This is a genomic window from Pseudomonas triticicola (assembly GCF_019145375.1).
GTDB classification, from domain to species: domain Bacteria; phylum Pseudomonadota; class Gammaproteobacteria; order Pseudomonadales; family Pseudomonadaceae; genus Aquipseudomonas; species Aquipseudomonas triticicola.
The window spans coordinates 1,520,377-1,532,454 of sequence record NZ_JAHSTX010000001.1; the positions used below are offsets into that span (position 1 = coordinate 1,520,377).

The 12,078-nt window shown below is 56.4% G+C and carries 10 protein-coding genes and 1 pseudogene; 5 read left to right on the top strand and 6 right to left on the bottom strand.

The window, feature by feature from the left end; translation table 11 throughout:
- Positions 1 to 21 precede the first annotated feature (21 nt).
- The 5 genes from KVG85_RS06840 to KVG85_RS06860 all read right to left on the bottom strand — a co-directional run bounded on the left by KVG85_RS06840 (position 22) and on the right by KVG85_RS06860 (position 4,642).
- Positions 22 to 1,002: a FecR domain-containing protein gene (locus tag KVG85_RS06840; protein WP_217863361.1), complete on the bottom strand. Its 981-nt coding sequence runs from the start codon at positions 1,000 to 1,002 to the stop codon at positions 22 to 24.
- Entirely contained in the window at positions 989 to 1,507 is a 519-nt protein-coding gene (locus tag KVG85_RS06845; protein WP_038862146.1) for a sigma-70 family RNA polymerase sigma factor, read from the bottom strand. Before KVG85_RS06845 ends, KVG85_RS06840 begins: the two co-directional genes overlap by 14 nt.
- 185 nt (positions 1,508 to 1,692) lie before the next feature.
- A complete protein-coding gene (locus KVG85_RS06850; RefSeq protein ID WP_016774761.1) occupies positions 1,693 to 2,586 on the bottom strand; it encodes a LysR family transcriptional regulator in 894 nt (297 codons plus the stop codon).
- Between the two features lie 95 nt (positions 2,587 to 2,681).
- Positions 2,682 to 3,422 (bottom strand): SDR family NAD(P)-dependent oxidoreductase, encoded by a 741-nt coding sequence (locus KVG85_RS06855; protein ID WP_122692570.1) that lies wholly within the window; start codon positions 3,420 to 3,422, stop codon positions 2,682 to 2,684.
- A gap of 323 nt (positions 3,423 to 3,745) precedes the next feature.
- Positions 3,746 to 4,642: a LysR family transcriptional regulator gene (locus KVG85_RS06860; RefSeq protein WP_016774759.1), complete on the bottom strand. Its 897-nt coding sequence runs from the start codon at positions 4,640 to 4,642 to the stop codon at positions 3,746 to 3,748.
- Positions 4,643 to 5,145: 503 nt separating this feature from the next.
- On the opposite strand from KVG85_RS06860, the gene KVG85_RS06865 reads away from it, so the two are divergent.
- The 5 genes from KVG85_RS06865 (at position 5,146) to KVG85_RS06885 (ending at position 11,889) form a co-directional block, all read left to right on the top strand.
- Positions 5,146 to 5,796, top strand: coding sequence for a hydrolase (locus KVG85_RS06865; protein ID WP_217863362.1), 651 nt, complete (start codon positions 5,146 to 5,148; stop codon positions 5,794 to 5,796).
- A 382-nt stretch (positions 5,797 to 6,178) separates the two neighbouring features.
- A complete protein-coding gene (locus tag KVG85_RS06870) occupies positions 6,179 to 7,891 on the top strand; it encodes a sigma-54-dependent Fis family transcriptional regulator (RefSeq protein WP_217863363.1) in 1,713 nt (570 codons plus the stop codon).
- Positions 7,892 to 8,189: 298 nt separating this feature from the next.
- Positions 8,190 to 8,768, top strand: a complete 579-nt coding sequence (locus KVG85_RS06875; RefSeq protein ID WP_225926641.1) for a nuclear transport factor 2 family protein — start codon at positions 8,190 to 8,192, stop codon at positions 8,766 to 8,768.
- Positions 8,769 to 9,001: 233 nt separating this feature from the next.
- Positions 9,002 to 9,694 (top strand): hydrolase, encoded by a 693-nt coding sequence (locus KVG85_RS06880; RefSeq protein WP_122507374.1) that lies wholly within the window; start codon positions 9,002 to 9,004, stop codon positions 9,692 to 9,694.
- A gap of 194 nt (positions 9,695 to 9,888) precedes the next feature.
- Entirely contained in the window at positions 9,889 to 11,889 is a 2,001-nt protein-coding gene (locus KVG85_RS06885) for an amidohydrolase (RefSeq protein ID WP_123442461.1), read from the top strand.
- Between the two features lie 46 nt (positions 11,890 to 11,935).
- Here the strand turns inward: KVG85_RS06885 and KVG85_RS25930 are convergent.
- Positions 11,936 to 12,076, bottom strand: a pseudogene (locus KVG85_RS25930) (cysteine hydrolase); the annotation flags it as partial.
- Positions 12,077 to 12,078: the final 2 nt, after the last annotated feature.

Consider the following 12,078-nt stretch of genomic DNA (forward strand, 5'->3'; position numbering starts at 1 on the left):
CGAAAAAATATTCGGGTGGAGTCAGGTGGCAGCGGTTACGGTGACCCAGTAACGGGTTCGGTAATCAATGTGCAGGCGCAGTGACTGCGCGATCAATGCCAGGACCCGATCGTTGTCGGCGAGCTGGAAGGTGCCGGAAACGCGTCGATCAGCGACCTCTTCGGCGCAGCGCAGGACTCCTGGGCGATAACGCGACAACTCTGCGATGAAGTCACCAAGGCGCATATGGTTCGCACTGATCACACCGTCACCCCAACCCCATAGATCAAGGCCGTTGTCCCTGAACGTTCGGGCGTCACGTGAGGTGAACAGCAGTTGATTTCCTGCCAGGACGTTGCGGCTCGCAGACGCTTGACCGGAACCGGGGAAAACCGTGACTGATCCTTCCTGAGCGGCGACCAGAGTGCCGTCGTCACGCTCGCGGACCAGAAAGCGCGAGCTATGGGCTCGCATGATCCCGTCGCGTGATTGCACCCACAACGGTCGCGCTTGCGGCGAGTGTTGATCCGCACCGACATTCACGATGATTTCACCACGGCGCAGGATGATCAGGCGCCGCTGGGTGTCGAAATCGCTGTCGACGGCGCTATCGCTATTGAGCTGGATAAGGCTGCCATCATCGAGTTGGAAACGTCGTTGCTCGCCGGTGCTGCTGCGCTGCTGTGCAAGCATGGAGTTCAGGGGGGTGTAGTCGCGGCCGAGCCAGGCTGCCGTGCCGACCGTCGCCAATACGCCCAGTAGCTTCAGGCTTTCCCGCCGGCGCATTCCCTGCTGGGCACCCTTAAGGGTTTGTCGAGCCAGTTGAGCTGGCACGCCTTCGAATTCATCGCCAAGCGCTTCCACACGCTGCCACGCCAACGCATGCTCCGGGCGCTGCTGCAGCCAGTGCTCAAACGTGCGCTGTGTCTGTTCATCGGCTTGATTGAAGCGAAGGCGCACCAGCCATTGGATCGCCTGCTCGACAATGGCCGGATCCAGCGCCTCGGGCTCAGGCCTCGACATAACGCAAGCGATAGCAGTGTTGCAGGGCCGTGGCCAGGTCGCGCTCCACCGTCGCGCGGGAAACACCGAGCTTTTCGGCGATTTGTGCGCAGGTCAGACCGTCGAGTCGGGCAAATAAAAACGCCTGGCGTACTCTTGGTTTAAGCGAGTCGAGCAGACGGTCTATGCGCTCGAGCGCATCGAGAATCATCAGCCGGCTTTCTTCCGATGGAACCTCGTGTTGCGGCAGCAAGGTGATGCTTTCCAGGTAGGCACGTTCGAGTTCGCGACGACGATACTGATCAATCATCAGACCGCGGGCAATGCTGCTCAAATAAGCACGTGGCTCGCGCAGGGCGCCGGACTGATGGCGGTGTTTGAGCACACGGACGAAAGTGTCCTGCGCCAGATCTGCGGCGTTGTCGCGACAGCCAATGCGTCGGACCAGCCAGCCCTGTAACCACGAGAAGTGGGTGCGATAGAGCAGCCCTGGATCTGCAGTACCTAGTGTTTCGTCGCTACGCATCGGCATCCCGGGACATACATGATTGATAATGAATCGCATTCTACTCAGGCGATTGATCTTAGGCAAACATGCGCAGCTCAGCGCCTGCATGCAGGCGAATGGCATGGCTGTGCAGGAACTACGAGTGGAAGATGCGTCCGGCAATTGGATCGATTGAACGCTCGCCGTCCCGAGTGGCTTGCCTTCTAAAGGGAGTGGACGTTGACCGGGCTCACATCTGCAAACCAATCGACCAGGATGTCCGTCAGCACCCGTATCTTTCGCGCAGGGTGCTGGCTTTGGGGGCGAACAATGTAAATACCCGCCGGAACAGGGGGATATCTGTGCATGACGGACACCAATGCGCCAGATTTGATGTGCTCGTCGATGACGCTGTCAGAAAGGTACCCAAGGCCCAGACCTGCAACGGCTGCCGCGGCGAGCGCGACAGGATTGTCAGCCTTGAAGCGCCCTTGGGGATTAACCATGATGGACTTTTGGCCATCCATAAACCGCCAGGTTTCCGCACCTTGCATAAGAGATTCATGCGCAAGAATCTCGTGGGGAGCCTCTGGCGCTCCATGTGTACTCACATAGCCTGGGCTTGCCACGAGTTTGCCGTGAATGCTGCCCACACGCTTTGCGATGAAATTGGAGCTCTGTAAATGGCCGACCCGAATAGCACAATCGAAGCCCTCGCCAATCAGATCGACGATACGATCGCTGTAACTTGCATGAATGTGCAGGAGAGGGTGGCGTCGCCCCATTTCAGCAAGCACGGGGGCAATATGTGTCGGGCCGTACGAGATCGGTGCTGCGATCCGGAAGCGGCCTCGAAGGTCTCCATCTGGAACAATGGCGTCCCTGGCCGCGTCAAACTCAGCGACGATCCGCGCCGCATACTCTCGCAAGGCGGCTCCCGCTTCGGTGACAGCAGCACCACGGGTTGTCCTGGCCAATAGCTGCACACCCAGTTGGGTTTCCAGCTTCAGAAGCCTGCGGCTTATTATCGATTTCGCAACACCCAGTCGCCGGGCCGCCGACGAAACACCACCCGCGTCGGCTACCTCGACGAAGGTTCGAAGATCATCAATATCCAATGCTTCCTGCCTCTGCAAATGGCCATTAGTGCGTTTCAACCCCTGACCAACAGTCCATGGCAGGCGTCCACTGCGGACAGCTGCCTGAGCGTTAGTCAAGCGATCGCACCGCCGTCCACGGTCAGGATGGCGCCAGTGATCAGGCTCGCGGCAGGACTGGCCAGATAGACCACCGCACTCGCAACCTCGCGAGGCTCGCCAAAACGTCCCAAGGACGACAGGCTCCGCTGAAAGTCGCCGGCGGGGCCGTCGGCTGGATTTGCGTCGGTGTCGACCGATCCCGGCTGAACAAGATTAACGGTTATGCCGGTGGGGCCGAGTTCACGCGACAAACCCCGGGTGAATGCGAGCAACGCCGACTTGGACATTGCATAGGCTGTTACACCCGCAAAGGGCACCCGCTCTGCCAGTCCCGAGCCAATTGAGATGATTCTTCCGCCAGCGGGCAGATGTGGGATGACCGCCTTTGCGAACAGGACGGGGCCTCGCACGTTGATATCCATCAGTGCTTGATAGTCGTCTACATCAATGTCGGCGATCATTCCGTTCAAGCCGATAGCCGCGCTATTGACGAGAATATCGAGGCCGCCCAGCGTCGAGATGGCCTGCGCGACTGCGCATTCAATGGCTTGCGGGTTGGCACTGTCGGCTTGAATTGCGATAGCACGACGCCCTTTATCAGCGATGAATTTGGCCACTGCCTCAGCTTTTTCCGTCGACTGCTGGTAGGTGAACGCAACATCGGCGCCATTCTCTGCCAGTGCCACTGCGATAGCGGCGCCGATCCCGCGAGCTCCTCCCGTCACCAACGCACGTTTTCCTTCCAAATCGATCATTACTCACCTGTCTGGCATGCAGTTATTTGGCCGCGCGCATTCACCAGGGATGGTGCAAGCGTGCCGATACGGGGGCGGATATTAGGGATCCAGTTCCTTGGTTTGTAGTCTCGTGGGTTGTATTACTGTGTCGCACAAATCGGAACATCCAACCGGGTGTTGGCGTTATTCGCGAGTGAGGAATGAAACTTTGGAGAAATATTCGGGTGCGCTGATCAGGACTCGACGTATTAGCCGCGATAGCTCTGATGGATCAATAAGTAAGCTTGGTATCCATACTTTGCTTTCAGGACTCACTCTAAGGGAGCTTGCAATCGGGTCTTTCAGCTCTGTGGCGACTCAGGAATATGTGCCGCTTGGTCGCAGTATTCAAGCAGCAATTCGGTGAGCACTCTTATCTTTCGCGCAGGGTGCTGGCCTGGCGGTCGAACTACATAAGCGCCTGCTGGAGGCGGCGGATAATCCGTCATGATCGCTACAAGTGCGCCGCTCGCCAAATGCTCATGCGTGACCCAGTCAGGTAACCAGGCAATGCCGATGCCGGCCAAAGCTGCGGCCAGCAATGCGGTGCCATTGTCGGCTTTGAACGTTCCCTGCGGGCGCACCGTAACCATCGTGTCACCATCCATGAATGACCACGATTCATTGCCTTGCATCAGTGCTTGGTGGCTGACGACTTCGTCGGGTGTTTCGGGCGCTCCATGCGCCTTGATATAGACGGGGCTTGCCACCAATTGGCCAAAGATCGGTCCGATACACCGGGCGATCATGTTGGAATCGGGCAGGTAGCCCACCCGTATCGCGCAGTCATACCCCTCGGCGATGAGGTCAACGAAACGATCGGTGTAGTTCGTTTGCACATGAAGCTGTGGGTGACGCCTGGCCATTTCCGCGAGGATCGGCGCGAAATGTATTGGCCCCAAAGTCAGGGGCGCGGCGATCCGCAGGCGGCCACAAAGCTCGCCGGAAGGCAAGATCGCATCGCGTGCCGACTCGGCCTCAGCGCATATTCTGGCGGCGTAGTCGCGGAATGTCGCCCCAGCTTCGGTAAGGGCCGCACCGCGGGTGGTACGCGCCATCAGTTGCACGCCCAGCTCTGCTTCCAGGCGGGCAAGCCGGCGACTGACGATAGATTTCGACGTGCCCAGGCGCGTTGCCGCACGGGAAATGCCGCCGGCATCGGCCACTTCTACAAAGGTTTCAAGCTCTTCTATATCCATTTCCACGTTCCTTTTTTTGCCACGCAGCTACGCACGGAATGCGACTACCAGAACGTACATCTGAACTGCACATTACGGAGTTCGCGCCTTGGCGCCAATAGCGGTTCCCGGGGACGTCCTGATCTGTGCGTACATGGGGCCGCTTTTCGAGCGGCCGGCAGTGCGTGCGAGTGTCGACAAGCTGCTACAGGATGTATTGCGGGAGCGTATACGGGTTGTCATTGAACGGGCCTTTACCCTATCGCAGGCTGCTGCGCATGACTTCGCGGAGCGAAGCAAACCGCTGGGGCGCGTCGTCATGAAGCCGTGAAGCCATCGCCAGAGAATGGCAGCAAAAACCGTGGCGTTCCTCATTGCGCGACACAGTTAGTCATTCGCTGCTACTACCCGAAGGTTTGAGGGCGCTGCACAGTGCATGAGGCATCGCCGCTCATAAGGCGCGCTGCACGGAAACTGATCCCGCAAATAAACGTGCCAACCCACGGCAACAAGAGGATGGATTAATGGCTTTTCGTAACGGTCTTGCTTCGCTTCTTCGTCCAGAAGACTCCGTACTTGTGTTGATCGACCACCAGCCTTTTCAACTCACCAATCTCAATAGCCACGATCCGCACGCAGCGGTCAACTGTGCGACAGCATTGGCGAAGGCTGCGAAGGCGTTTAACGTCCCGACCATTCTGACCAGTGTGATTGCCGAGCGTGGCGGTTGGATCTTTCCGCAAATCACCGACGTTTTCCCCGGTCAGGAGGTGATTGACCGAACGCTCATCAATACTTGGGAAGACAAGAAAGTAGTGGACGCGGTCAAGGCAACAGGCCGCAAGCAATTGGTCTTCGCTGGCCTGTGGACTGAGGTCTGCGTCGCCATGCCAGCGATTCAAGCACTAGGCGAGGGCTGGGACGTTACCGTGGTCACCGACGCGTGCGGTGGCGTTTCGGTCGAAGCCCATCAAGTCGCCATCCAACGCATGGTCGGCGCCGGGGCAAATGTCATGACCTGGTTGGCAGTCATGGCTGAATGGCAACGCGACTGGGCGCGCCTCGATACGGCAGGCGCTGTAACCGATGTGCTTCTCCAGCATGCTGCAGGTAGCGGCATTGCTTATCTGTGGGAGCAGCAATTGCTCGACACGCCGGTACCCGCTGAAGGTTGATCAGCACGGGAGTGAGGGGCCAGTGAAGTACCGCTTTGCCGGGGAGGCGCCCCATTCCCGCGTTCATCGACGGCCGATACTGAAGGCGTGCATTCGCAATCTGCCGGGATATTGCGAATGACCAATGCCTAGTCCAACACAGCACATGGCCGGCTCGGGCCAGATCACCAACATTAAGCCTGGCTGTGACTTTGGCGCTTGGTAACTGCCTTCATCTGCCCGCGAAGCCCGTGCACCGTCATGTCTTTGCATCGGGAGCCCCGCTGGCTCTGCGTAGCAATGCACTAAAATCCCTTCATATCGCGATCGATTGTTTGGGTGCTTTCACTCGGCGCCACAGCTTGATCAAGACCGCTCAAAACAATAATCGAGGTCTCTCTCAATGGCTGTCAGTTACAACTCTGAGCTCCACTATTCCGGCTTTCACGACCTGAGCGACCAGGTTCGTTTTCAAAGCACGGAAGGCAAGATCTGGTTTGGCGAGCAGCGCATGTTGTTGATGCAGGTATCGGCGATGGCTAATTTTCGCCGTGAACTCATCAATAGCCTCGGCGTCGACCGCGCCAAGGGGTTCTTCTTGCGCCTTGGCTACCAGTCTGGACTCAAGGATGCGGAAATGGCCCGCAAGCTCAGACCAGACAGTCCGCAGTTGCAGATGTTTCTGGTCGGCCCGCAACTGCATTCCCTCAAAGGTATGGTCAATGCGAAACCCATTCAGTTAGAGCTGGATCAGGAGAGCGGCCATTTTTATTGCGAGCTCGAATGGATTGACTCCTTTGAGGTCGAGACTTGCCTGACTGAAGTCGGCCTGATGGAGGAACCAGTTTGTTGGTCTTTGTTGGGCTACGCCTGTGCTTACAGTTCTTCATTCATGAAACGCGAAATCATCATCCAAGAAACGACCTGTCGCGGATGCGGGGATGAGCGCTGCATCATTATTGGTAAACCTGCCGAGGAATGGGAGAACGCCGGAGAATTCAGACAGTACTTTCAAGCCGATCCAATCATCGAGGAGCTGTATGAACTGCAATCACAGATCAGCTCTCTGCGTAGAAGCCTGGAGAAGCAGGAAGCTCAATTCTATGGAGTAGGGCGCTCGCCTGCCTATTTGAAGGTATGCCGGATGATCGACAAGGCTGCCAAAGGAAAAATTTCCGTCCTGCTGCTCGGAGAAACTGGCGTCGGCAAGGAGGTCATCGCACGGAGCGTGCATCTGCGCAGTGATCGCGCCGAGCAAGCGTTTGTCGCAGTGAACTGCGCTGCCATTCCTCAGGACCTGATTGAAGCCGAATTGTTTGGTGTTGAGAAAGGCGCTTTTACCGGCGCCAATCAAACCCGCCCAGGACGCTTTGAACGGGCCAACGGAGGGACGATTTTTCTAGACGAGGTGGTGGAGCTGACGCCCAGAGCGCAGGCGACATTACTTCGGGTACTTCAAGAGGGTGAACTGGAACGGGTAGGCGATTCCCGAACCCGCAAGATCAATGTGCGAGTCATCGCTGCTACCAATGAAAGCCTCGCCGACGCCGTCGAAGCGGGCCGGTTTCGCGCCGATCTTTATTACCGCTTGAATGTGTTTCCGGTGCAGATTCCCCCACTGCGCGAGCGACTTGAAGATCTGCCACTGCTGGCCGAGCACTTTATAAGCAAGTTTCACTTGCAATATCACAAGCGAACGCTGGGTTTATCAGACAAAGCTCTTGAATTGTGTCGCCGCTACGCCTGGCCGGGGAATATTCGCGAATTGGAAAATACGATTGAGCGTGGCGTCATCCTGACCGACAGCAACGAGACCATAGGCCAGGATGCACTCTTTGCAGTCTTCCCAAAAACAGACGATTCGCACGGTGATCGTCTCAACTCTGATGGCGCGTTGGTTCAGGCTGGCGGTGAAGAACCTTGTCCCGATTGGGTTACGCAGATCTTTGATAAAAACATCAGCCTGGATGCTGTGGAAGAACGGCTGATGCGCCGCGCCATGGAGCTTTCACACCAAAACGTCTCGCAAGCCGCTCGCATGCTCGGCTTGACCCGGCCGGCACTGGCCTATCGCCTGAAGAAAAGCGGCTTGTTGCATGACGAGAGTCTTGAGTGACTTTGCGTGGCCGCCTGGCGGTTCACCGTGGACCACGCTCGAGCTGGATTGATCAAATCAACAAAACCTCGCCGAGACTTCATCAAATGATCAAACAAGCCCTTCGATAAACTCCGAGCCCGATACTCGCGACATCACATTAAGTTATATGTCATTGATAAATATCGATTTATATAAGTTTTATAAAATTGGCATAGCCCTTGCTCCAGTACCAATTGTCGCTTTTCGACACGTAGCAATTTGCAACATGGGTTGGATGACCGCGAATCGCAAAATCGTACTCATAAATGGAGAGTTCATGAATACTCGAAGCATCAAATTGATCACTGCAGCAATGGCGCTCGCCTCATGGTTAGTAACAATCACTCCAGCGTCGGCGCAGTCAGCTACTGAAGCGCAATCTGCTGCTTCACTAGCGGTTGTCGTGGAATTCCTGGCCAATACCGCACCCGATAAAGTCGAAGCCGCGGCAATGAGGTTGGCAGCTCCAGACGCCACCTATGTTTCTCTAAACTTTGACAATCCAGAACTCAGAAAAATCATGCCGTGGACCGGCACAAACAAAGGTCCCAAAGCCTTTAGCTCTTTGTTTTTGCAGGTCTCAAACTACTGGAAAATCGAAGACTTTACGATTACTACCAAAATCGCTTCCGGCGAAGATGTCGCGATTTTCGGTAAGTTCACCTACCGCTCCGTGGCGGTCGGACATCTGTTCACATCACCGTTTTCCATCCATGCGAAAGTTCAGGATGGAAAGATGACCTATTTCCAGTTCATGGAAGATACCTACGCGTCTGCCAGTTCGTTCCGGCAGTCCGGTTCATGGATCGTGAAGACATCCAAAGATGCACTTCCCTTCAAGGTGGGAGCGAATTAGCCGCAGATGATGTGCACTTGCAAAAGCAGCTTGGCAAGCGTTTTTCGGGCATTTAACTGAACCCCGCGAACGCGGCTGAACAATGCTGCATTCGTAAATTCACGGGGCTTTTCGGCACCCCTGAACTCGTCCGGAAAGTGGCTTTTAACCCTACCAGGACGGGTAGCGTTCTGCTTGCGCAGCCACGCATAACGCCGCTTTCGTATTGCTCTACTTACCAAAGGAAATGCGCCATGTCCAACAAGTACTTAGAAATACTGACCCCGCAAAACAGCCAAGTGATTTTCATCGACCACCAGCCCCAAATGGCCTTTGGTGTGCAGTCGATAGATCGGCAGGTGCTGAAAAATAATGTCGTGGGGTTGGCCAAGGCTGCCAAAGCGTTCGGCATACCTACCACCATCACGACTGTGGAAACCGAGGGTTTCTCTGGCAATACATACCCTGAGTTGCTAGCGGTATATCCGCAGAACAAAATCCTCGAACGTACTTCAATGAACTCTTGGGATGACCAAAACGTTCGTGATGCCTTGGCAGAGTCCGCCATTGCCGGCCGTAAGAAGATCGTCGTATCCGGCCTGTGGACCGAGGTCTGCAACACGACCTTCGCACTGTCCTGCCTACGCGATACAGACTATGAAATCTATATGGTTGCCGACGCCTCGGGTGGCACCTCGGTCGACGCGCACAACTACGCCATGGACCGCATGATTCAGGCCGGTATCGTACCGGTTACCTGGCAACAGGTGCTGCTCGAATGGCAGCGGGATTGGGCGCGCAAGGAGACCTATGAAGCCGTGATGGGGATCGTGCAGGAACATTCCGGCGCCTACGGGATGGGTGTGGATTATGCCTACACCATGGTGCATAAGGCGCCTGAGCGGGTGCAACATGGCGAGCACATCGGTCCAAACCCTGCTAAATGAATCCGTTATGCAAGAGCTGTCGCGCAGGGCTGACGCGATAGCTCCACCCATCGGCGTTATTGTCCAAAACACGAGGTGGAGCATGAGGATGTATGCAGTTTAAAAGTCCAGTCAGACGTGAGTAACCGGTTCGCAAGGTTCGCTATTCCCTGAAGGCCCTGGAAACGGGCTTTATATCTGTGAGGCCTCTACCTATGACATCGCGCCGAAAACTTCTCCAGGCCGCCTCCACCTTAGCGTTAGGGGGTGTCTTTGGACGCAGCGCTTTTTCCGAAACGCTAAGTAGGGAAGGGCCCAATATGACCGATTCAATTCCGGACATCATTTTCCACAATGGCGAGATCACTACACTGGATCGCGCCAACCCAGTCGCCCACGCCGTTGCAATCAAAGACGGCAAGTTTCTGGCTGTAGGGTCAGACCAGGAAGTCATGGCGCTGGCTGGCTCAGCCACAAAAGTTGTCGACCTCAAGCGCCGTTGTGTGCTCCCTGGCTTAGTCGATAACCATACCCACATGGTCCGCGGCGGCCTTAACTACAATCTGGAATTGCGCTGGGACGGTGTGCGTTCACTGGCTGACGCCATGGACATGCTCAAGCGCCAAGTGGCTAACACACCAGCACCGCAGTGGGTTCGCGTGGTAGGTGGCTTCACTGAACACCAGTTCGCTGAAAAGCGTTTGCCAACCATAGCCGAGATCAATGCGATCGCGCCCGATACACCTGTATTTCTTCTGCATCTCTATGACCGGGCCTTGCTCAATGGTGCGGCCTTGCGCGCGGTCGGCTACACCCGAGATACCCCCGAGCCACCAGGCGGGAAAATTTACCGCGATGCCAATGGTGCGCCTACGGGCCTGCTGTTGGCCACGCCCAACGCGACGATCCTTTACGCCACGTTGGCCAAGGGACCGAAGTTGCCCTTCGACTATCAGGTCAACTCCACTCGCCATTTCATGCGCGAGCTCAATCGCTTGGGTGTGACAGGGGTTATTGATGCGGGCGGCGGTTTCCAAAACTATCCCGACGATTACGCAGTGATCCAGAAGTTGGACAACGATGGGCAAATGACGGTCAGGTTGGCTTACAACCTGTTCACTCAGAAACCCAAGGAAGAGAAGGAGGATTTCCTCAAGTGGACCTCCAGCGTTAAGTACAAGCAAGGAAACGACTACTTCCGTCACAACGGCGCGGGCGAAATGTTGGTGTTTTCCGCTGCCGACTTCGAAGATTTTCGCCAGCCGCGACCGGACCTGCAGCCCGAGATGGAGGGAGAACTGGAGGAAGTTGTGCGCATCCTCGCAGAGAACCGATGGCCGTGGCGGTTGCATGCCACCTACGACGAAACCATTACCCGAGCGCTGGATGTATTTGAGAAGGTCAACGAGGACATCCCCCTCGCTGGCATCAATTGGTTCTTTGATCATGCCGAAACCATCTCGGACAAATCAATCGACCGTATCGCCGCGCTCGGCGGTGGCATCGCTGTACAACATCGTATGGCTTATCAGGGGGAGTACTTCGTCGAGCGCTACGGCGCCCGTGCGGCGCAAGCGACCCCGCCCGTAGCGCGCATACTGGAAAAAGGGGTGAAAGTGTCTGCAGGCACCGATGCCACCCGGGTTGCCTCCTACAACCCCTGGGTTTCGCTATCCTGGATGGTAACCGGTAAAACGGTGGGCGGTCTGAATCTGTACCCTCAACGAAACCTGCTTGATCGCGAAGCGGCGTTGCGGATGTGGACAGAGAATGTCGCCTGGTTTTCTAACGAAGAGGGCAAACGTGGTCGCATCCAGACCGGTCACTTTGCTGACCTGATTGTGCCAAGTAAGGACTACTTCTCTGTGCCTGAAGAGGAGATTTCATTTCTTACCGCCGATATGACCGTGGTTGGCGGGCGCGTGGTTTACGGGGCCGGCCAATTCGCCAGGTTTGACGACAACCCGCTACCGCCCGCCATGCCTGACTGGTCGCCGACGCGTACCTTTAAAGGTTATGGCGCCTGGGGAGACCCAGACGGAGCAGGCAGAAACTCGCTGGCTCCGCTGCGCGCCCAAGTCGCGGCCTCGTGCGGCTGCGCAAGCTTTTGCGGCCTGCACGGTCACGATCATGCCGGTGCATGGGGATCCAATGCTCCAGTATCGGACCCTCGAAGTTTTTTTGGTGCCTTGGGCTGCTCCTGTTGGGCCGTGTAAAAATGGGCCGGTGATCGATCAGCTATCCTATGAGGGTCATCGGCCATTACTCCTGCACTGCCAGCGCCTCAATCAATTCTTGGGTGGTCACGATTGAATGAGCGAAGGTCGGCCCGTTCAACTCGTGGGGTGCTACGTGTTTGACGCTTTTGGCTGGGAGAATGGCGGCGAGGACGTTGCGGACCATTG